This is a genomic window from Moraxella sp. K23 (assembly GCF_041154765.1).
Lineage (GTDB): Bacteria > Pseudomonadota > Gammaproteobacteria > Pseudomonadales > Moraxellaceae > Faucicola > Faucicola tetraodonis.
Genome location: NZ_AP031598.1, coordinates 1 through 22,562, shown reverse-complemented (window position 1 = coordinate 22,562; position 22,562 = coordinate 1). Strand labels below are relative to the sequence as shown.

The following is a 22,562-nucleotide window of genomic DNA, read 5'->3' as shown; positions in this document are numbered from 1 at the left end:
TAAATTAATGTTTTCCACAGGTTTTGTTAATGATGTGTTTTTCTTATTATGGTAAATTGGGTAAGAAACTAAACAAATGTCATTACCGCCCTATATGGTTCGAATTTTGGGCTAGTTCATTCTTATCGTACTATATTTGGTATTCTTAGCTTATCATTTAATTGAGCTAATTGTTTTTCAAATACCTCCCGTTCTACATTACCATCTTGACGAGCAACAAGTTTACCTTCTTGATAATATAACAAAGCAGGCGGAGCAAATACGTCCAATGCTTGGTACACTTCTTTACTATCCACTGTATCATCGGTGACATCCATTTTTATTACTTGCCAATCATTAAGCTGGGCTGGTGGTGTTTCAAATAACGTTTTATCCATAGTTCGACAAGTAATACACCAATCAGCAGTTACATCAACTAAAACCTTTGGATTGTTCGCTAAAATAGGGTTTAACTCGCTCATTTTATATATCTTAGTGATTTTTGGTGATTGGTCTGTGATGCTACTTGCAACACTTGATGTTTTGATGGTTTTTAGGGGTTGCCAGCTATCTTGACTACCCAATGCCATTCCAATTAATAAAATACTTGCCCAAATTGCCGTTATAAGGGCAATTGCCTTGATTACTATTCGTCCGTGTGATGGTTCTTGTTTTTGTCCAATACCTTGCCAATGCCATAGCCATGTTGCCACGACCATAAACCATATCGCCCATATCCCTAACATGAAATGAGATATCAACACCCTTTCTATCATTACTAAAGCCACAGCGAATAACATCAAAGCAAAACCTGTTTTTACCCATACCATCCATTCTCCTGTTTTTGGCATAAAATTTCCCTGTGTTGCACCTAAAATAATCAAAGGTGTAGAAAGTCCAAGCCCTAACAGGAATAAAGCAAAAAACCCAATTACAGGGTTACCCAAAGTAGCTACCCCTGCCAATGCTCCTGCAAGCGGGGCGGATACACAAGGCGACACAACCATGGCTGAAAAAAATCCTGTAATGAAACTGCCCGACATACTTCCTAGACGGCTTGTACCTATATTACTTATTGTTTGACCTAAGCGTGACAATCGAGCAGAGAGGGGAAATGGTATGGCATCAAGCATATACAAGCCCAAAAGCACAAACACCGTTGCAAAGCTTAGTAAAATAATTGGCTGTTGGAGCATATTCATCAAGCCAAGCGATTGCCCAAATACTGCAACCAATGCCCCCACTAATCCATAACTGGTTGCTACACCCACACCATAGCTACCTGTTAATAACAAGCCTTTTTTAGCAGAAGGACTATGCTGACGTGCCACAATATTCACCACGATAGGTAGCATTGGTAGTACACATGGCGTAAATGATAAACCCAACCCTGCCAAAAATAACAATAGTAATGCCCAGCCTGTATGCCGACTCAATCCAAAAATATCATTGTCACCCTGTGAGGGATGTTGAGCTGTGATGTCGGTCGTGATAGGTGGCGAGAGTGGGGCCTTGTCTGTGATAACAGGAGTGGTATTATTGGGCGATGGACGTAGGGTCGTAGGCACAGCACTAGCGGCTTGTGGCGTGATAGGCTGTAAGGTGAAATTTACTTTTTCAGGAGGGTAACATAGTCCCATCTTAGCACAGCCTTGCCACTTCACAATAGCAGGCTGTGCTTGCATAGGTTTTAATACAGAAAGTGTCGTTTTAGCAGTAAAGCTTTTATCAATAATAGGTACACGCCCGAAACTGGGGTCATTCACAAACGTGGCAGTTTGGTCAAAAACCAAAGGTGTGGCATTCACACCTTGAGGTAATTCAAGTTTGAGCTTGTCTTGATATACAAAATAGCCATCTTTGACATCTGCCTGAATAGTGAGCTGATTACCTTGCTGGGTCGTTGTTATCGCAAATGCCTCTTGAACGGGCAACGGTTTGGATGGATTGGTCGTATTGGCGTTATTTGAACTAAAAATACCAGACAAATTTATAGCATGGGCTGGAGTTACCTTGATAGCTATGATAAAAACAATAGCTAATAGTTGAACTAACGAAATAAAATAACTTCGTTGATAGGAGGAAATTATATTTTTAGTTATCATATTGCTGGCACTTATAACTCATATCTTGATTCGTATTTTCGGTTTGTAGCTTAATTGAATTTATAGATATTATTTAAGCATCTATCATAGGTGGTTCTCGACGTTTAGCTTCCAAAAAAAAGCTATCTATCAATACCAATACTACGCCAAGATTAATCGCCACATCCGCCAAATTAAAAATCGGGAAGTTCCACACATTCGCATAGTGCACATGTAGAAAATCAACCACATAGCCTAAACGCACCCTATCCATCAAGTTACCTAACGCCCCTGCCATTATCAATGCCAATCCTGCTGATAACACCCCTGTATCACGGGGTAAACGCCTTAAATAGACAATAATAAATCCACATACGCCAAATGCTAACCCACTAAAAAAGAAACGTTGCCAACCGCCTTGGTCAGCAAGAAAGCTAAAGGCAGCTCCATAGTTATGGGCTAGGGTAAAGTTAAAGATTGGCTCAATGACCGATACTGTTTGGTATAACTGAAAGTTATTTTCAAAATATACCTTGGAAAGTTGGTCAATCCCAACCACCAACGCACTTAAGCCATACCATAGCCAAGCAGTTTGGGGATTTTTAATATCACTTAAGGTGTTTTTCGACGGCTGCATAACAACTCGATAAATTTAGGTATTAGGTAAATGACGACTTAACGAACTCTTTATGGTTTGGCTGTGGTTTTGACTTCATTGGCAACCATTGCCTGTAACCCATCGGGTGATAGTTTAGTTAGCAACTTGCCATTGACATAGTAAGTCGGTGTACCTGAGATTTTAATAGTTTTGGCATCGTCCATGTCTTGTTTCAGTACTTGGTTAATTTTATCACTATTCATACTGGCACGAGCTTTTTGTTCATCAAGCCCAGCCTTGATAGCCGCTTGCCAAGCCGCTTTAACTGTTTCGTCGTCATGCCACTGCGGTTGGGCTTCAAATACCGCTGCTAAAACTGGTTCGTATATACCCTGTTCTTTGGCAGTTTCTAAAATACGAGCCACTTGTTCAGAGCCTTTATGAAATAAGGTGTAACGTAGCACCAGCCTTACCTTACCATTATGCTCATTGATGATTTGTTTAACATACGGATTCATTGCCCGACACGCCTCACATGAAGGGTCAAAAAACTCTACTATAGTTACAGGGGCATCTACCTTACCAATAATAGGTGAATGCGAGCGTACTAAGGTATCTGTAGCGACTTGCTTGGCAGTAATAGTATCAGATTCGCCTTGTGGTGTAGATTGGGCATTAGTTGTAGTGGGAGTTTGGCTATTATTTGAATTAGTGGTGGTTTGTTGTCCACAAGCAACCAACGTGGCTGAAAGAGCAAGTAGCGTAGTCACTAGGGTAAGTGTAGTTTTTTTCATGAAAAATTCCTTATAGACGAGTAGCCATTTTTAGTTAAAATTTTGATTAAATAATTAAATGGATATACCACATTAGCGTTTATCCACAAAGTCCATACGTTGAATTCGCATGGCATTGATAATGGCTAATAAAGCCACACCCACATCAGCAAATACTGCCTCCCACATCGTCGCCACACCGCCAGCACCCAATATTAGTACAATAGCTTTGACCACAAATGCCAAGGTAATATTTTGCCAAACAATTTTACGGGTTTGTTTGCCAATATTAATCGCCATTGGAATTTTTGATGGTTTATCATCTTGAATGACCACGTCAGCGGTTTCAATTGTGGCATCACTGCCCAAGCCTCCCATAGCAATACCCACATCACTTAAAGCGACGACAGGAGCATCATTCACTCCATCTCCCACAAATGCCACGGTTTGTTTTTTATTGGCTTTATTAGAAGGTTGGTCTTTGATAGTTTTTAAGTGGGTTACTTTATCTTCAGGCAATAAATCACCGAAATAACGTTCAATGTGTAACTTGTCGGCGACTGACTTTACTACGGCGGTTTTATCACCACTTAACATTGTAGTCGTGACCCCAAGCTGTTTTAAGGTATCAACAGCATGAGAAGCATCTGCTTTGATTTGGTCGGCAATGGTAAGAAAGCCCACATATTGCCCTGCATACGCCATAACGATGACAGTATCAATACTTTGAGCCACTTCGCTAGGATATTGAATATTAAATTTATCCAATAATTTTGCATTTCCTGCTAAAAAAGATTGCCCCTTGATACTAGCGGTTAAACCATACCCCGCAATCTCCTGCACATTGTCTAGGGCAATCGTGCTATCGACTTGCCCAACATACTCGTGGACTGCGGTAGCTATGGGATGCGTAGATTTGCTTTCTATAGCATTTAGATAGCCTAGCATCATATTTGGGTCAAAGGCTGGCTCAATGTTTACCTCTTGGACTTTGAACACCCCCTCAGTCATCGTTCCCGTTTTATCCATCACCACATTGTCAATGGTCGCTAGGGTATCTAAAAAATTACTGCCCTTAAATAAAATTCCATTACGGCTACCTGCCCCAATACCACCAAAATAGCCAAGCGGAATCGAAATCACCAAAGCACAAGGGCAAGATATGACTAAAAATACCAAAGCCCGATACAGCCAATTACTAAACACATAATCAGCCACAAAGAAATAGGGTACAAGGGTAATAGCAATCGCTAAGGCAACTACTATCGGGGTATAAATTTTGGCAAACTTACTGATAAAAAGCTCAGTCGGGGCTTTTTGGCGGGTCGCATCTTGCACTAAGGCTAAAATTTTAGACAGCTTGGAATCTTGATAAGCAGTCGTAACTCTAATTTGCACCACATTTTGTAAATTAATCATCCCTGCCAATACCACATCGCCTTGACGTTTGGTATCGGGTTTACTTTCCCCTGTCAAAGCCGAGGTATTAAATGAAGCGGTATCAGAAAGTAAGACCCCATCCAGTGCTAGCTTTTCACCTGCTTTTAGCTGAATAATTTGTTCGACACCCACGGATATAGCTTTAACAATGCTGGGTTGGTTATTTTCAATGATGGTGACCTCATCAGGACGTTGGTCAAGCAAAGCTTTGATATTTCCCTTTGCACGTTGTACTGCCATTGCTTGAAAGATTTCCCCTATAGTATAAAAAAGCATGACGGCAACACCCTCGGGGTATTCGCCAATGGCAAATGCCCCAATGGTCGCAATACCCATCAGAAAAAATTCTGAAAACCAATTGCCAGACTTGATACTTTCAAAAGCCTCTCTTAACACAGGAAAGCCCACAGGAATATAAGCAATGGCATATACAATAAAGCGTGGTATTTCCGTGAACCATACAGGTTTTATCACATGGTCAAGCACTAGCCCAATGGCTAATACCACAAAGGCAATTATCGCTGGTAAAAAAAGCTGAAACGTGGTTTTGTCACCTGTGTCATGCGACTGGTCATGCCCATCTTCATTACTGTGACCCTCATGGTTGCCATGGCTAGCGGTTATGATTTTTTCTTCCTCGTCGGTACAGCAACAATTTTTTGACATACGACACCTTTCTAATGGTTTTATTAAAGATTACCTGTTACTATAAACCCTGTAGTCACTACAGGGTCAAGTAATAATAATCCAAGTCATACGAAAAGGTCACTTATGTCTATATTTAAAATCAGCGAGTTAAGTAAAAAAACAGGGATTAATATCGAAACTATCCGTTACTATGAGAAAATTGGGGCGATAAATAAAGCCAGTCGAGGCGAAAATGCGTACCGCTATTTTAACCAGCATGCTATTGAACAATTAGAATTTATTAAAACCTGTCGTTCATTAGGTTTTACAATGCAAGAAATTAAGGCTTTTAATCAACTTAAGCAAAATCCCAACCAAAGCTGTGTGATAGCGGATAAGCTAGTTGCTAGCCATTTGGCACAGATTGAACAAAAAATACAGCAATTACAAACTATTCGAGCCTTATTACACACAATGAGCAATTGTCAACAAGATTCTGTCGATAAGTGCAAAGTAATTCATTCATTACAATTCGCACCCACTTTAATAGAAGAAGGAATTAAACTATCTACGACAGAGCTAGAGGCAATACGGTAGAGGTAACATATAATACTTGGGTATCTATATGTAGCTCATAATAGGACAGCTTACTGCCAATTCTTACTTAAGATTTCGGCTCAATCTTTTCCCCGTCTTCCTTGACAAAAGTTTGAGTTAAAGGCATATCAATCAAATCTAGCACCACCTCAGACGGACGGCACAGCTTGAGGGTCGGCTGGGATTCGTGTAAAATTCCGCAAAATAAGAAGTAAATAATTGTTTTTAAATTTTTTATTTAATATTTCTCTTTATCCACTGCACTACCCGAATTAGCTTTACGATGTAAATTTTGGGGTGAAATTTACTCCACCAATGCCTTGAAGTTCGTTTTGCTCATAAAATCGCGCAATTCACCTAAAATGGAGTCCTGCGCTTCCAACTTGGCATTTGCAGTTGCTAATTCTAGCTGAAGACCATGCACTTTAGCGCTGAATGATTCCATTTGATTTGTTGCTTCAACCAGTTGATCATTTTGATTTGCGATCATGATTTCTCTATCTACAAGTTGAACTTCCAACACTTTACTATGTTGCTCATTGGCTTGTAGTTGCTGAGCCAGTCGCTGATTCTTATGTAACTCATCGCTCAAGCCTCTTTGAGCATGGGATAAATCTGCGGCCAAACGCGTACTCTCTTGATTCAATTTGGTTGATTCATCTTGTTTGATGATGACTGTCTGCTGTACTTGACGCAGTTCTGCTTGTAATTGCTGTATCTGTAGCTCATGGCGTCGTTGATCTTGCTCTCGTTGCTCTTTAACGGATTGGCGGTAGTGTTCTAAAGCATCTCGTGCGTGCTGGTGTTTTTCTTCAAGTGACTGACGATGCGCCTCATTCTCGGCCAGACGATCATTCAAGTCGGCAACTTGTTGCGTTAACGTATGACGAGCTATCGTTTCCTTTTGTAGGGCAATATGCGTTTCGTGATGAGACGACTTTTCCTGAAGCAGAGTGCTTTCTGACAGCCGCACTCGATTACCCAATGCTTCAATTTCAGTATGTAAAGCTAATAATTGTTCAGCATGTTGTTGATCCTTTACGGTACTTTCAGCACGTATTTCATTGACTTGAACATTAGCCTCATCTTGCAATTGGCTAGAGAGTCTCGAAATGAGATTCTGTAAAGCCTCACTGATGTCAACTTTGTGTCTAGTGGCTCCGCCGTCCTCCTCTTCAAGCTCTTTCAAATACTTATGAATGGTCGTTTTTGACTCTGTATTGCCGAGTTCTACGCGCACCGCATCGACGGAGGGGTATTTACTTTGTGCCAGTAAAGACTCACGAGCCTTCTTAACTTCAGATTTATACAGTCCCGTGCGCGCCATAACAGCACTCCCACTCTATAGTGTAATATATTACATACCACGTAATTACATACTAACAATTTCAATTAATCAAGTTATTTTTGGATGATAAATGACACAGGATAACTAGCCGTTATCCTGTGTTATGGCGTTTTATATAAATAAGATGGGAGTTTTTATAAGAAATATTACATGCTGCCAAAGACTTCTTTAATTTGTTGCTTGACCTACTGCCGACAAATGCCTAGCCAGTTTACGCCCCAATTCATATGCTTCTTGGACAGTCACTATTTCAACTCGTGGGTGCTCTAAAGCCCAGTCGTGAGCTACACGGCTGGAGGCAAAAAAATGTACATGACAGCAAAATGATAAACGAATATCAGTTTTATTCTGCGGAAGTATCAGTGATACCACGGCATCAGATGGAGTGATGTCCAACACCTCATCGGGTGTAACAGTAAGTAATATAGGCACGCTGGTGCTCGCACAACGTGAATGCACATAAGCGGTTTGATTAAGCAGCGGTGGAAAAATCAAGGTATCGAGTGCGCACCATGTGTATAGCCGTTGGCCATTAATTTCAACGGTGTGCATGGTTTCGCGTTGCGTGAGACCATACCCGACAATATCTCCCGTATTGTCATATTCGATACCAGGAATTTCTTTAAGTATCGACGCTAATTGCTCAAGGTCGCAATTTAAAGCCGTTGCCAGGATTGTGGGTGAAACTGATTGCCCTTTAATCAGTTCATGCAGCAATACACTAAATAGACTTGCTAAGTTTTTAGGCTGATTGGCTGGGATGAGACGATTGGCAATCTCTGTAACGTAGCGTGTGATATCCATAATTGTTCCCTTTACCCCGCGCAGCACGAAAGCTGCTTCACATCCTTGGAGAAAGTCTGCGCCGCGAGCTTCAGTCCCTCGACCATCGTCAGGTAGGGGAACAACTGGTCAGCCAATTCCTGAACGGTCATGCGGTTACGTATCGCAAGCGCTGCCGTTTGAATTAGTTCGCCCGCTTCAGGTGCCACAGCCTGTACGCCAATGAGTCGTCCGCTACCTTCTTCGATGACCAATTTGATGAAGCCGCGCGTGTCGAAGTTGGCGAGCGCACGCGGTACGTTATCCAGCGTAAGTAGGCGGCTGTCGGCCTCAATCCCGTCGTGATGCGCTTCCGCTTCGCTGTAGCCCACGGTAGCGACTTGTGGATCGGTGAACACCACCGCTGGCATAGCTGTTAGATTGATTGCAGCATCACCGCCTGTCATATTAATGGCCGCACGGGTGCCAGCGGCGGCGGCTACATAGACAAATTGTGGTTGATCCGTACAGTCGCCAGCGGCATAAATGTGTGTGGCACTGGTACGCATGCCTTTGTCGATGACGATAGCTCCTTGCGCGTTGACGGCAACACCTGCCATATCCAATGCCAAGCTGCGCGTGTTCGGTGTTCGGCCCGTGGCGACCAATAGCTTATCGGCACGTACTTCGCTGTGTCCCGTGGTAAGTACAAATTCACCATCCTGATGTACGACGTTGCTGGTTTGCGTGTGTTCCAGCACCGTGATCCCTTCGGCACGGAAGGCGGCGGTGATCGCTTCACCGATAGCGGGGTCTTCACGAAAGAACAGCGTACTGCGTGCCAGAATCGTGACTTGACTACCTAATCTGGCAAATGCCTGAGCCAGTTCCAGCGCGACTACAGACGAACCAATCACAGCCAAGCGTTTGGGAATGGTGTCACTGACCAAGGCTTCGGTGGAATTCCAGTACGGCGTGTCTTTCAAGCCAGCGATGAGCGGAATGGATGAACTGGCACCCGTGGCGATCAGGCAGCGATCGAATGCCACAACGCGCTCATCGCCGTCATTCAAGCGCACGATGAGACTTTGGCCATCCTTGAAACTGGCCACGCCGTGTAGCACGTTGATGGATGAATTACTTTCTAAAATACCCTCGTATTTGGCGTGACGTAGTTCATCAACACGAGTCTGCTGCTGGCTCAGAAGTTTACGGCGATCAATCACTGGTACAGTCGCGGCGATACCATCGTCGAACGAACTTTCGCGGCGCAAATGGGCGACATGGGCAGCACGAATCATGATCTTGGACGGTACGCAGCCGACATTGACGCAAGTGCCACCGATGATGCCGCGCTCAATCAGCGTGACCGTCGCGCCTTGTTCGACGGCCTTTAGCGCTGCCGCCATTGCAGCGCCGCCACTACCAATGACGGCGATATGTAGCTCTTCGTGCTTCTCTGTTGGCGCGGCATCTACGAGTGTGGTCTTGTAGCCGAGTCCTGCTACGGCAGCGATCAGTGCAGGCAGAGATGTGCTTGGCTCGGTTGCAAGTTGCGCCGTACCCTTGGCGTAGGACACATCCACTGACTGCACGCCTGCCACTTTATTCAAAGCTTCCTTGATATGCACTGCGCAAGATTCGCAGGTCATGCCTGTAATTCGCAATTGGGTCATGTGATTGCTCCTGTGGTTTTGATGGCAACGGCTAACTCCGCCGTTCGCAATTTATTCATAGATTGTAGTTATCAGGCTGCACCACCCAGTCAGACTGACGAATGTAATGACCTCGCCAGTCTGACAATCAGCAGCAAATCCCACCGACAATCAGAAGCGTTACAACACTGGCGATTGTAACGATGATGATGAGATCGGTTTTCTTCGAGATCAGCCATGCTTTCATGTTTATGCCCCCAAGCTGTTGCCTTTCCAGAGATTTCTACTGTTTGACAGTTGATGGATAGCCAGCGTCCTCGGTTGCCTTGGTTAGCTTCTGGATATTGGTCTTCGCATCATCGTAGCTAACGATGGCTTCGCGTTTCTCGAAGACGATGCCTACTTTGCTGACACCATCGACTTTGGTGAGCGCCTTCTTTACAGTGATTGGGCAGGCTGCACAGGTCATACCTGACACAGAGAGCGTGACGGTTTGAGTGGTTGCCAATGCAGGGGAAACAGCGGCTGCAAGAACCATAGAAACTAACAACTTTTTCATGATGAACTCCAGTCTAATAGAAAAATGGTACGACATAAGGAAAACCAAGTGCGATCAGTACCAGTACAGATACTCCCCAGAAAATGATCTTGTACGTGGTTCGTACCTGTGGGATCGCGCAGACTTCGTCTGGCTTGCAGGCTTGTACTGGTCGGAAAATTCGCCGCCAAGCGAAAAACATCGCCACCAGTGCCACGCCGATGAAAATCGGGCGGTACGGTTCCAATGCGGTTAAGTTCCCGATCCAAGCACCACTGAATCCCAATGCGACCAGAATCAGTGGACCTAAACAACAAGTAGATGCAAGGATCGCTGCCAATCCGCCAGCGAAAAGAGCACCGCGTCCATTTGGTGATTTAGACATAAGTTTCTCGTTTCAAATCTTGAGTGGATAGCGTAAGATTACCTCCGTAGTTATGTACGGAGTCAAGTGGTATGCGAGATATTTTGGAGAACTTAACCATAGGCTCTTTTGCCAAGGTAGCTAAGGTCAATGTGGAGACCATTCGGTTTTACCAACGCAAAGGCTTATTGCCTGAGCCAGATAAGCCTTACGGCAGTATTCGTCGATATGGTGAGGCTGATGTGGCGCGAGTGAGGTTTGTAAAATCAGCCCAACGATTAGGCTTTAGTCTGGATGAAATTGCTGAATTACTCAGATTGGACGATGGTACCCACTGCGATGAAGTTAGTCATCTGGCCGAACACAAGCTCCAAGACGTCCGTGAAAAAATGGCCGATCTAACGCGTATGGAAGCAGTGCTGTCTGAGCTTGTATGTGCCTGCCATGCACAGGGGGAAAACGTTTCATGCCCGCTAATTGCAGCACTCCATGGAGAGTAATATCTCTTTCAATCCTAGAATTTAGTAGTCGATAAATTAGCAAACCTTCAACGATTGCTAATAAGAATATCAGGTGAGTATCCGTGACTAAACTAGATCAATATGTTCATGCCGCGACACGTGATAATACTCGTCGCAGTTATCAATCTGCTATTCGGCACTTTGAAACTGAATGGGGTGGCTTTCTACCTGCAACTGCCGATGGTGTTGCACGATACTTAGTTGATCATGTGGGATTGTTGTCGATCAATACACTAAGGCAACGGCTGGCTGCATTAGCGCAGTGGCATCTTGATCAAGGCTTTCCTGATCCCACAAAAGCCCCTATTGTGCGCAAGGTATTTCGCGGCATTCAAACCCTTCATCCCGCACAAGAAAAGCGAGCAAAACCATTTCAAATTGAGCAATTAAGGCTGGTTATAAATTGGCTTGATCAATCTATTGAATCGGCTAGACTTACGGATAGCCATGGCGACGTATTACGACATACCCGCAATAAATCCATGCTCTTACTTGGATTTTGGCGTGGCTTCCGTGGTGATGAACTGACACGGTTGCACGTGGAACATGTTGAAATCGTCCCAAATGAAGGGATGATCTGTTTTTTTCCTCAAACCAAAGGAGATCGCCAACTTAAAGGTACTCGTTTTAAAGCACCTGCATTATCTCAATTATGCCCCGTTACAGCATATACCGACTGGATTGAAGTCAGTGGCTTAACAAGCGGTGCCGTGTTTCGCTCTGTGAACCAATGGGGACATATCGGCCAAAACCGCCTGCACGAAGATAGCCTTATTCCATTACTGCGTTCACTGTTTACAGAAGCAAAAATTGATTCGCCTATGCTTTATAGTGCTCATTCATTACGTCGTGGCTTTGCAAACTGGGCAACTTCCAATGGTTGGGATTTAAAAATGCTAATGGAATATGTAGGTTGGAAAAATATAAATTCAGCAATGCGTTATCTTGAAAGTGTCGATCCATTTGCGCAGCATCGTATTGAGTCAATGTTGACGCCTTCAGAGCAGTTGGTCACTCAATTATAGTCTTTGTATAAAACTTACCCAGATAAGAGGAAATAAAGCGTGACCAGCATTCATGAAACAGCTTATCCACGCTTTAAACAAGAATTGACCTCACGTGACCTACATGACATTTACACGCCAACAGCCGAAGAACTCAAATTTGTAAAAGGAATTACTCGTAGGGCACCAGCAAAGTTATATTTAATCATCTTACTCAAGACTGTACAGCGACTTGGATACTTTCCAATGCTCGCTGAAATACCGCCTGTCATCATAGCCTTTCTGAACAAAAAATTAGATTTACGAATAATCCCTATGCGTGATCTACTAGCCGAAGAAAAGTCCGATTTTCGTCAACGTTCCATGGAGGCAATTCGATCTTACTTAAACATTAAACCAATTTCCTCTGAAACATCAGCCGCCACAGAGCAAGCTGCGACTTTAGCGGCGCAAACCAAACAAGAATTGGCAGATATCATCAATGTTATTATTGAAGAGCTCATTCGACAACGTTTTGAACTTCCAGCCTTTAGTACACTAAATCGAAGCGCCCAGCGTATTCGTAATCAAGTCAATGAGCGCTATTTCCGAAGTTTGACGGATGCACTTTCTCCACAAATAATCGACCAGTTTGATACGATGCTCATCGTTGCACCAGACCAAACATTCAGCGGTTGGCAACAATTAAAACAAGAACCAAAGAAGCCTACGAATAGTGAGGTTCGACAATATCTAGACCATGTTGCTTGGTTGAAAACTTATTCAGTTGACCTCCCCGAAGTGACTCATATTCCTGTGGTTAAACGTAACCAATATATGCATGAAGCACGGGCACTGGAAGCTGGTGATTTAAGGAATACTCAGAAAAATAAACGTTATGCGCTGATGGTGATTTTATTTCATACACAGTTGAGTCGAGTGCTTGATGATGCGGTTGAGATGTTTGTGCGTAAGTTACGAAAACTGCATTCTGGTGCTGAAGAAAAACTCCAGCAATATTATTTAGAACATCAAAAACGGGCAGAAAAACTGGTCTCACAATTACGGGATGTATTAGAAGCTTTTCAAGAAGGTGAATCGGATCAAGAACGCGGTCAACGTGTTGCAGCGGCCATGCATAGTGAGCCAGCACTCCTCTTAGCTGAATGCGAAGAGCACATGGCATACGCTGGCAATAACTACCTACCATTTATGGTTGTACCCTATCAAAATCAGCGGCCATTTCTACTCAACTGTTTGAGTTTACTTGACCTGAAGTCAACGTCTGCGGATTTATCGTTAATTAATGCGATTCATTTTGTCCTTGCTCATCGACAAAGTCACAAACTATGGCTGCCACTTACAGGAACTGATATTAGTCTCAAATGGATTCCAGAGAAATGGCGAAAATTAGTGACAGGCCAACGATCTGGTGCGGTCGTAGAAGTAAACCGTAAGTATTTTGAGCTCTGTGTGCTAACCGAAACAATGCGGGAATTGCAATCTGGTGATCTTTATGTGTCAAATAGTGATCAATATAGCGATTACAGAGATCAATTAGTAGACTGGGAAACGTATCAAACTCAAGTCGCTGAATATGGTGAAATGCTAAATATTTCAACCGAACCAAAAGAATTTGTTGAGGGATTGAAAGTTTGGCTGTCTGATACTGCATCGCGCGTTGATCAAGGTTTTCCAAAAAATGAGCATGTTGACCTAAATGGTACCGAACTTATTTTGCGGAAACAACATTCTGATACAAAGCCCGCTGCGCTTGATTATGTAGACAAACAGTTTGCTTCTCGATTACCTGAGAAAAATATCCTCGATATTTTAGTAGAAGCAGAAGGCTGGTTGGATCTTCATGAACAATTTGGCCCACTCTCTGGATTTGAAGCAAAAATAGATGATCCCCGTAAGCGCTTTGTCACAACATTGTTTTGTTATGGCTGTAATTTAGGCCCAACTCAAACCGCTCGTTCAGTTAAAGGAATTAGCCGAAAACAAGTTGCTTGGCTTAACCTGCATCATATGACTGAGGAGCGTCTGGAAAAAGCGATTGTTCAAGTCATCAATGCGTACAATAAATTCTTGTTACCCAAATACTGGGGCACAGGGAAAAGTGCTTCCGCTGATGGCACAAAGTGGAATATGTATGAACAAAACCTGCTGTCTGAGTATCATATTCGCTATGGCGGATACGGTGGTATAGGCTACTACCATGTCTCAGATATGTATATTGCGTTATTCAGCCACTTCATTCCATGCGGTGTTTACGAGGCGATTTACATTCTTGATGGTTTGATTAAGAATGAATCCGATATTCAGCCAGACACCTTGCATGGCGACACACACGCACAAAGCGCACCTGTATTTGGATTGGCTTATCTACTGGGTATAAACTTAATGCCACGGATTCGTAATCTTAAAAAATTAGTGTTCTTCAAACCTGATCGTAGCGTGCGATATGAACATATCAACGGATTGTTTAGCGAAGCGGTTAATTGGGAGCTCATAGAAACTCATTTGCCAGATATGCTCAGAATTGCTTTATCAATCAAAGCTGGAAAAATTACCCCTTCAACCATATTGCGTCGCCTTGGAACAGCAAGCCGCAAAAATAAATTATATTTTGCCTTCCGCGAACTGGGAAGAGTGGTGCGAACTGAATTTTTACTGAAATATATCGGTGATGTTGAGTTGCGCAAAACCATCAATGCTGCAACCAACAAAAGTTAAGAATTTAATCAGTTTATAAAATGGCTGTTTTTTGGTAATCAGGGTGTAATTGCCGAGAATGTACGCCATGAGCAACGCAAAGTTGTTAAATACAATCAGTTGGTTGCTAATTTAGCTATCTTACATAACGTTGAAGCAATGACGGGAGCATTGAAAAAAATGCAGGAAGAGGGCGTTCCGATCAATGAAGTATAATACTCCCCGAAAACTAGACCAAAAATTCGTAGCAAATAAGATAGAATAGCCCTTAAGAAAAGAGGTCTATCTAATGACAAAAGTTCGTAAACGTCATAATGCTGAATTTAAAAGTAAAGTTGCCATTGAAGCCATCAAAGAGCACAAGACAATCAATGAGCTGACCGCAGAATATGGCGTTCATGCAACCCAAATCAGCAACTGGAAAAAGCAAGCCTTGGCTGTCATACCCAGTGCCTTTAGCACCAAGCAGCACGACAACGAACAAGCCCAGCAAGCCATCATCGATGAACTGCATCGGCAACTGGGGCAAGTCATTAGTGAACGAGACTGGCTTAAAAAAAAGTCCTCACAGCTCACTTAGAGTCTCGTAAACAACTGCTAGAGCCTGACAATAAAGATTTCAGTACCCGTAAGCAATGTGAACTACTGGGTATTAACCGCTCAAGCCTGTACTATCAGCCAATGCCCATCAGTGAGCTTGGTGTTACCTTGATGAACCTGCTTGACGAGCAATATACCAGAACCCCATTTTACGGGGTTAAACGCATGACAGCATATGTGAGACAATTAGGCTATAATGTCAATCACAAGCGAGTACGCAGACTATTACGGCAAATGGGACTCGATGCCATCTACCAGCGTCCTAACACCAGTAAACCCAATCCTGAGCATCAAGTTTATCCCTATTTGCTTAGGAATGTACCCATCACCCGCTGTAACCAAGTGTGGAGTACCGATATCACATACATTCGCCTGTCTAAAGGGTTTGTGTATTTGATGGCGGTGATTGATTGGTACAGCCGTTATGTTTTAGGTTGGTCGCTATCTACCACGCTTGAGGCAGATTTCTGCATTGATACGGTGGGTAAACTACTGCACAATGGGTTACGCTGTGAGATTTTTAATACGGATCAAGGCTCGCAGTTTACCAGTCCAAGATTTACCACGCCACTCATTGATTCGGGCATTGCTGTAAGCATGGACGGTCGCGGCAGGGCGTTGGATAATATCTTTGTAGAAAGACTGTGGCGATCAGTGAAATACGAATGTGTGTATTTACGCCAGTTTGATACGGTCAGTCAAGCCAGAGTTGGTTTGAAAGACTATTTTGAGTTTTACAACTATGAGCGATTGCATCAGTCGCTTGATTACCATACCCCTGCACAGGTTTATTTAGATAACAATAGTTCGGTTAATACTGTGCTTTATCAACCCAATTCTATCTTAATTTTGTGATTATTTGGTCTAGACATTGGGGAGTACCTTAAAGAGATACTGGCAGGTTTAGCACCATATCGCACAGAGCACATTAATCGCTATGGTGATTACACGCTGAACTTAGATCAGAAAGTCCCACCAATGAATTATAAAATCCGCATTTTATAGGATAATATTCAATAGGTTATACTTGTTTTTGCGGAATTTTACGCGAATCCCAGCCGACCCTCTATTAGGATATATTTGACTAAATTGTTTTTGTATAACATTGCTACAACTTTTACAAGGTGGTCGCTCCGTAAATATATCAATTGAACCGCTAATATTCGTATTATCTTTGTGCTGTTGAGCGAAATTCTCTAAAATTTTATATTCTGTATCATTTGCTCTCTCTATATTAGAAGTAGGACTATTAACAGGTTTTAAAATTGGTTGACTATTATCTAATGCAACATAGCCATCTCTAATTAATTGACTTCTATTTAAATTCTTATAGCCATTTTGAAATACTTGACCGTTATTTGGATTTCCATACATGGACACTGATTGAACATTTTGTGGGAGTTGACCATCTATTCTAATTGTAGCAGTAGCAACATTACTTAGAAGTTTACCATTCTCATATAAGTAAGGAGAATGGGTTCTGATTTCAGCTGCTCTATCTCTTAATTTAGTATAGGTTTCTGAAAAGAAATTTGAATCATCTCTACTAATATTATTGTTAATAAGGGCATCATTCATTGATTGATACCGGCTGACCCAAGTTTTTGTTTTAAAGCTAGATGAGTGGGTTTGTTAGACACTATTTAATAGACAAGTTAATTTACAAAAATGGGGGCTTTTTGCCCCTGATTTTTTGTGGAAATGGAACTGTCTAGAAAACTAGCGTTTTTTAGACAAATATAAACCACCTTAAGAAACTCGACTAAAGTCCTTAGTATGCTATTTTACACGAATTAAGTACTGACCCCGCTTAAGATAAAAATATATCCAATTTATTGTCGACAAATTTGAGCCAAGCCTCATTGCTTACCCCTTGCCATATTCCATTTTCTAACAAATCATATTTTGGATCAAAGTATCTTACATTCTTAGTAAAAAATTGATTAATGTCTTCATTCTCTATTATATTTTCAACATCTTTTTTTAGACTTCTAATATTTTCTATATCTTCACTCGTTAGAAATAATTCTAATATTGCTTCTGAATTTTTGGCTTCTTCTCTCCAGTCTTGGTGAAAATATGCATTTACAAAATAATCAAAAGTTTTATAGTTGCTTATATAAATTTCCTTAAGGTTCTGGATATGCGGTCAATATGATGTATGCTGAAAAAAACGGAAGAAAATATTTGGTAAACTAACAACCTAAACAGGAATTTACCATGAGTAAGAAAAGAGTAGAATACAGCGACACCTTTAAAGCCGAAGCCATTGCCAAAATCAAAACAATATCAGCCAAAACGCCAAAGAACTCGGCATACCGATGAACACATTAGCGAACTGGCACAGAAAGGCTGAAAGCGGTGTACTTGCAGGCGCACAAAACTATAACCCTGAAATTATAGCCGCCTTGGATGAAATCAAAGACCTTAAAAAACAACTCAAGATCGCTCAAGAAGAACGAGAAATCTTAAAAAAGGCAACGGCGTATTTTGCCAATGAGGAGGAATAAGCGAAGCACTGCTTTGCCCCGACGCAAAGTGAGAGCTATGCTTGAGTACCAATAGCCAAGTACGCCTTTATGCAAGAGAATCGATTGAAATACTGCATATAACGCATGGCAAGGTTATTTGAAGTCAGCCTATCAGGCTACTATGATTGGTTAAAGCGAGGCATCAGCAAGCGAAAACAGCACCACAATCGCTGTGAACTATTGGTCAAATCCGCTCACATAGATACAAAGCAAAGCTATGGTCATGAGCGCTTGAATCAGCACTTAACCAATCAAGGACATAATATCAGCTTATACATGGTACGGCAAATCAAGCAAGAACATGGTATTTACTGCAAACGTCACAAGCGATTTAAAACGACTACTGACTCAAATCATAATAAGCCTGTTTATCCAAATCTGCTAGAACAGCAGTTTGACGTGGCAGCTCCTAACATCGAAAAGATTCTTGCGGAGCAGTGCTCCTCAGGTCAGCGATATTACCTACATTTGGACCAATGAAGGCTGGGTGTGCTTGTCAGCAGTCAAAGACTTGTACAGCAAAGAAATTGTGGGATATGCGTTAAATAAACGTATGGCCGCTGATTTAGTTTGTAAGGCTCTAAAAAATGCGATTAAGTATAAACGACCTGCTAGGGGGCTTATCGTGCATTCTGATCGAGGAAGTCAGTATTGCAGTCATCAATACCGCCAAATCATTCAAAAACATACCTTGGCTAGTTCTATGAGCCGAAAAGGTACTCAGGCATAGCCTTCGCCTTGCACTCGGGTAAAGCAGTGCTTTGCTATTCCTCGTTCATGCTATGATAACACTCCGATTGAGAGCTTCTTGGGTGAGAAGCACTGCTTCACAAGAAAAAACGAGCTGGTTTACCACAAAGTCTATGAAACTCGGAATGAAGCCATTAAAGATGTCGTTCGATATATTGAGATGTTTTACAACCGTCAGAGAATACAAAAAGGGTTAGGATTTAAATCACCTGCGGGGGTTTCCAAGACTTTTATCGTCAGGCTGCCTGACATAATCTACCAAGTGTTTTATTCCGTTGTTGACAGCAGGGGTCATTATACGCACTGTCGGCGTAAACGGCAGATTCATCACCTGTTAAAAGCGTGGTAAAACATTGTGAATCATGGACATTGGCTGGGGTAGTTTGAATCTTTTTGACAAAGCTGTCTTCATCACAATTAAGATGGATTTTAAAGCCGTAGGTGGTTTTTACTTTGCCTGTGCTGTCTTTTTTACTGACGTATGCAGCTTCGTTATCTTGGGTATTGTCGGTATGTTTGCCTTTTTTAGCTCGTTTGTTTTTGGCTTCAACGATACTGGCATCAATGATGCTAACACTGCCTGCTTTGATGATGATATTTTGCTCGGCTAGTTGCTCATTGATTTGGTTGAATAAGGGTTCAATGAGTCAAAGTTCACCTAAGTGTTTGTGGTATCGCCAGATGGTGCTGTGGTCGGGTACGTTATCGGTAAGCGATAGACCAACAAAGCGACGAAATAGTAAATCTCTTGCCAGTTGTTTTTCCATGGCTGGGTCGGATAGGTTATAGAGTTTTTGTAGTAGTAAGATTTTAAACATGATGACAGGGTGAAAGGCACTTTCGCCACGATCACTGCTATGAACGTGGCGTAAGGTTTGCTCGATAGTTTGCCAGTTGATTAGGTTATGTAGTTCATCTAATTCTTTGATGGCTTTGTGAGCGTTAATGAGACTGTCTGCTAGGGAGAGTTGCCCTGTTTGTTTCCATGCTATATTGGTATCTTTCGCTATCTGGTTAATTTTACTTTATTATATCAATTTTACAAACTTTTGTTTATTTGTTCGTGCAAAGGTTTCTAATTTATCTCTCCTCAAATATTTTGGAAAACGCCATGCGATTAATGCAACCCTTCCATACGTTGACGAATCAAATTTTTGACTATGTCAATCTTCCTCATGGTTTGACTCATACCACCGATTTGAACCAAACCGATAATAAACTTGATGCGCTTATTAGGCCAGCTGGGGGTTGGGGTGCGTTGATAGCCGTGCAAGGTAATATGCGAAAGCAGCAGGCATTGACCCGTGCGCCAATCACATTATTAGACCTAAATCAGCCATTTGGCACTAAGTGCCCAAGTTGTGCATTTCCAAACGGCAAAAAAAAGCCCATTAATTTTTGTGAAAATGGGGCTAAAGCAACGGCATTTGAAACCACCAAAAAAACTGTGACGGCTGATTTTTTTGCCAAATATACCGTCACTGAACTGCTCGCGCAAAGTGATTATTTCTTGGAAAACCAAGGACGCTTGACTGAGCCTATGCAGTACAATGCGGCGACTGATGAGTACGAACCCATCGAATGGGAAGCTGCTTATCAGTTGATTGCCAGTCATCTCAATCGATTGGATGACCCGAATGAAGCTGTCTTTTATACCTCTGGTCGAGCCAGTAATGAAGCGTCGTTTTTGTATCAGTTATTTACCAAATGCTATGGCACGAACAATATGCCAGATTGCTCCAATATGTGCCATGAAGCAAGCAGTGTGGGGTTAAAAGATAGTATCGGCTTAGGTAAAGCAACCATCGTAATGGATGACTTTGAGCATTGTGACAGCGTGTGGAGTTTTGGGCATAATCCAGGTACCAATCACCCACGTATGCTAGAAACATTGGCAAATGTCGCTGAGCGTGGTGGCAAAATCATTGTGATTAATCCGCTTAAAGAGCGGGGACTTACGCGTTTTCAAGATCCAAAACGCCCAAGCCAAATGCTGACAAATGGTAGCACGCCACTTAGTCACTATTTTTTCCAGCTAAACATTGGCTCAGACTATGCGTTAATGACGGGCATACTCAAGCATTTAGATAATTGGGATCGCGAGGCACGGGATAACGTTAAAGCCACTATTTTTGATCATGACTTTATTCAAGCCCAGACCGTAGGCTTTGATGAAATGATTGCAGGGGTAAGGGCGACCGATTGGCAAACCATTTATCATATTACAGGGTTAGACGCGCAGCAAATTGAGCAACTAGCCCAGCTTTATCGAGAGAGTAAACGTCCTATTTTAACATGGTGTATGGGCATCACCCAGCATCGTCATGGTACGGACAATGTGCATATGTTGGCAAATTTAGCCTTGGTTATGGGGCATATTGGCAAGACAGGGACGGGACTTGCGCCGATTCGTGGGCATAGTAATGTTCAAGGTAACCGTACCATGGGTGTATGGGACAAGCCTTCAGATAAGCTACTTGATCAAATCGACAAAGTTTTTGGCATTAAGTCCCCTAGAGCGCATGGCTATAACGTTGTAGAGACCCTTGAAGCCATGCAACAAGGCAAGGTTAAAGTATTTATGAGCCTAGCGGGCAATTTTGCAGTGGCAACCCCCGATAAAGCACGTACAGAAGCGGGTATTCGCGGCTGTGAGTTAACGGTACAGATACAGACCAAGCTCAATCGTAGCCACTTGATTCATGGTAAAGAAGCCATTATTTTACCTTGTTTAGGACGAACTGAAATTGATAAGCAAGGCGACAATAACCAATACATTAGTATTGAAGATTCCATGTGTAATGTGGTGTTGTCACAAGGAGCGCGTCAGCCTGTTTCACATAAATTGCGCGCTGAAACTGAGATTATCGCAAGTATCGCTGCGGCTACACTTAGGCATAGCCCGATTCGTTGGGCTTGGTATGTAGAAGATTACGACCGAATTCGTAATGACATTGCTAAAGCCATTGAAGGCTTTGATAACTTTAACCAAAAAGTCTATACCAAACAAGGCTTTCATCTACCGCATCCTGCCAACCGTTATGAATGGCAGACCCAATCTGGTAAAGCCACCTTTTTCTTTACACCGTTAACCGAGATTTATGCAGATAAATTGACGGCTCAGCCCGATGATTTATTAACACTCACCAGTATCCGTTCTCATGACCAATTCAATACCACCATTTATGGGTTGGATGACCGCTATCGCAACGTTTTTGACACGCGGCAAGTAATTTTTATGAATGCTGATGATGCTGATAGATTGGATTTAAAAGCAGGTGATAAGGTGACTATCCAAAGTGAATACGGCGATGGTATTGAGCGAAAAGTCACAGGCTTTCAAGTCATTTTGTATGATATCCCTAAAGGCAATCTAGCCATGTACTACCCTGAAGCCAATCCACTGATTGCGATGACAGATTTTGATAAAAAATCAGGCATGCCTGCCTTTAAAACCGTGTCGGTTAGACTGAGAAAATGTGCTTAATGATCATAGGGTTGCTTAAAAAACCCTATGGATGATTGTTAAATGTAAAAGTATCATTAAATAAAAAAGTATCATTGAATAAAAAAGTGATGATTGAAAAAACAGGCTGAAAAATTGAATATTTACGCGTTTTTTAAGATGAGTAATAAACTTACTGTCGAAAATTAAACCCATAAATAAATGTTATAGATTTTCTTTAAATATTAA

Annotated in this window: 17 protein-coding genes and 3 pseudogenes; 8 read left to right on the top strand and 12 right to left on the bottom strand. The window is 42.3% G+C overall.

Annotated elements, in window-relative coordinates:
- Window positions 1–122: 122 nt before the first annotated feature.
- From dsbD to ACAM37_RS11665, 4 genes are all read right to left on the bottom strand, one after another.
- On the bottom strand, window positions 123–2,084 hold the full coding sequence (gene dsbD, locus ACAM37_RS11680; RefSeq protein WP_369626914.1) for a protein-disulfide reductase DsbD: 1,962 nt from the start codon (window positions 2,082–2,084) through the stop codon (window positions 123–125).
- A gap of 73 nt (window positions 2,085–2,157) precedes the next feature.
- On the bottom strand, window positions 2,158–2,700 hold the full coding sequence (gene lspA / locus ACAM37_RS11675) for a signal peptidase II (protein WP_007116049.1): 543 nt from the start codon (window positions 2,698–2,700) through the stop codon (window positions 2,158–2,160).
- A 50-nt stretch (window positions 2,701–2,750) separates the two neighbouring features.
- The gene (locus ACAM37_RS11670) at window positions 2,751–3,455 is read right to left on the bottom strand and encodes a DsbA family protein (protein WP_007116050.1); all 705 of its coding nucleotides are present in this window, start codon (window positions 3,453–3,455) and stop codon (window positions 2,751–2,753) included.
- 72 nt (window positions 3,456–3,527) lie between these two features.
- On the bottom strand, window positions 3,528–5,540 hold the full coding sequence (locus tag ACAM37_RS11665; RefSeq protein ID WP_007116051.1) for a heavy metal translocating P-type ATPase: 2,013 nt from the start codon (window positions 5,538–5,540) through the stop codon (window positions 3,528–3,530).
- Between the two features lie 105 nt (window positions 5,541–5,645).
- Here ACAM37_RS11665 and ACAM37_RS11660 point away from each other — a divergent pair, with 105 nt between their 5' ends.
- On the top strand, window positions 5,646–6,098 hold the full coding sequence (locus tag ACAM37_RS11660) for a MerR family transcriptional regulator (RefSeq protein WP_036594787.1): 453 nt from the start codon (window positions 5,646–5,648) through the stop codon (window positions 6,096–6,098).
- Window positions 6,099–6,402: 304 nt separating this feature from the next.
- Here the strand turns inward: ACAM37_RS11660 and ACAM37_RS11655 are convergent, their stop codons facing one another.
- The 3 genes from ACAM37_RS11655 to merA all read right to left on the bottom strand — a co-directional run bounded on the left by ACAM37_RS11655 (window position 6,403) and on the right by merA (window position 9,884).
- Window positions 6,403–7,425 (bottom strand): DNA-binding protein, encoded by a 1,023-nt coding sequence (locus ACAM37_RS11655; protein WP_007116053.1) that lies wholly within the window; start codon window positions 7,423–7,425, stop codon window positions 6,403–6,405.
- Between the two features lie 189 nt (window positions 7,426–7,614).
- Window positions 7,615–8,250, bottom strand: a complete 636-nt coding sequence (gene merB, locus ACAM37_RS11650) for an organomercurial lyase MerB (RefSeq protein ID WP_007116054.1) — start codon at window positions 8,248–8,250, stop codon at window positions 7,615–7,617.
- Window positions 8,251–8,261: 11 nt separating this feature from the next.
- Window positions 8,262–9,884 (bottom strand): mercury(II) reductase, encoded by a 1,623-nt coding sequence (merA, locus tag ACAM37_RS11645; protein WP_076776533.1) that lies wholly within the window; start codon window positions 9,882–9,884, stop codon window positions 8,262–8,264.
- Here merA and ACAM37_RS11640 point away from each other — a divergent pair.
- Window positions 9,834–10,064 carry a hypothetical protein gene (locus tag ACAM37_RS11640; RefSeq protein WP_177343784.1) on the top strand — a complete coding sequence of 77 codons (231 nt, stop codon included), beginning with the start codon at window positions 9,834–9,836 and terminating at the stop codon, window positions 10,062–10,064. The genes merA and ACAM37_RS11640 overlap by 51 nt on opposite strands.
- A gap of 82 nt (window positions 10,065–10,146) precedes the next feature.
- Here the strand turns inward: ACAM37_RS11640 and merP are convergent, their stop codons facing one another.
- Window positions 10,147–10,422, bottom strand: a complete 276-nt coding sequence (merP, locus tag ACAM37_RS11635) for a mercury resistance system periplasmic binding protein MerP (RefSeq protein WP_040403538.1) — start codon at window positions 10,420–10,422, stop codon at window positions 10,147–10,149.
- A 13-nt stretch (window positions 10,423–10,435) separates the two neighbouring features.
- Complete coding sequence (merT, locus tag ACAM37_RS11630; protein ID WP_040403539.1) at window positions 10,436–10,786, bottom strand: mercuric ion transporter MerT; 351 nt, start codon at window positions 10,784–10,786, stop codon at window positions 10,436–10,438.
- A 71-nt stretch (window positions 10,787–10,857) separates the two neighbouring features.
- Between merT and merR the strand changes: the two genes are divergently transcribed.
- From merR to ACAM37_RS11610, 4 genes and pseudogenes are all read left to right on the top strand, one after another.
- Window positions 10,858–11,265 carry an Hg(II)-responsive transcriptional regulator gene (gene merR / locus ACAM37_RS11625; protein WP_007116058.1) on the top strand — a complete coding sequence of 136 codons (408 nt, stop codon included), beginning with the start codon at window positions 10,858–10,860 and terminating at the stop codon, window positions 11,263–11,265.
- Window positions 11,266–11,348: 83 nt separating this feature from the next.
- Window positions 11,349–12,311, top strand: a complete 963-nt coding sequence (locus ACAM37_RS11620) for a site-specific integrase (protein WP_007116059.1) — start codon at window positions 11,349–11,351, stop codon at window positions 12,309–12,311.
- A 39-nt stretch (window positions 12,312–12,350) separates the two neighbouring features.
- Window positions 12,351–15,194, top strand: a pseudogene (locus ACAM37_RS11615) (Tn3 family transposase); the annotation flags it as partial.
- Window positions 15,195–15,276: 82 nt separating this feature from the next.
- Window positions 15,277–16,442 (top strand): IS3 family transposase gene (locus ACAM37_RS11610; RefSeq protein WP_369626913.1). Its coding sequence is split into 2 segments (ribosomal slippage): window positions 15,277–15,550 and window positions 15,550–16,442, totalling 1,167 coding nucleotides; the frame shifts between segments, so codons are not numbered across the junction.
- Window positions 16,443–16,586: 144 nt separating this feature from the next.
- Here the strand turns inward: ACAM37_RS11610 and ACAM37_RS11605 are convergent.
- Both ACAM37_RS11605 and ACAM37_RS11600 read right to left on the bottom strand, forming a co-directional pair.
- Complete coding sequence (locus ACAM37_RS11605; RefSeq protein WP_099808751.1) at window positions 16,587–17,165, bottom strand: deaminase domain-containing protein; 579 nt, start codon at window positions 17,163–17,165, stop codon at window positions 16,587–16,589.
- 232 nt (window positions 17,166–17,397) lie between these two features.
- On the bottom strand, window positions 17,398–17,706 hold the full coding sequence (locus ACAM37_RS11600; protein ID WP_219333897.1) for a contact-dependent growth inhibition system immunity protein: 309 nt from the start codon (window positions 17,704–17,706) through the stop codon (window positions 17,398–17,400).
- A gap of 101 nt (window positions 17,707–17,807) precedes the next feature.
- Between ACAM37_RS11600 and ACAM37_RS11595 the strand changes: the two are divergent.
- Window positions 17,808–19,117, top strand: a pseudogene (locus ACAM37_RS11595) (IS3 family transposase).
- Window positions 19,118–19,164: 47 nt separating this feature from the next.
- On the opposite strand, the pseudogene ACAM37_RS11590 reads toward ACAM37_RS11595, so the two are convergent.
- A pseudogene (locus ACAM37_RS11590) lies at window positions 19,165–19,860 on the bottom strand (IS5 family transposase); the annotation flags it as partial.
- A gap of 119 nt (window positions 19,861–19,979) precedes the next feature.
- Here ACAM37_RS11590 and ACAM37_RS11585 point away from each other — a divergent pair.
- Window positions 19,980–22,355: an FdhF/YdeP family oxidoreductase gene (locus ACAM37_RS11585; protein ID WP_369626912.1), complete on the top strand. Its 2,376-nt coding sequence runs from the start codon at window positions 19,980–19,982 to the stop codon at window positions 22,353–22,355.
- Window positions 22,356–22,562: the final 207 nt, after the last annotated feature.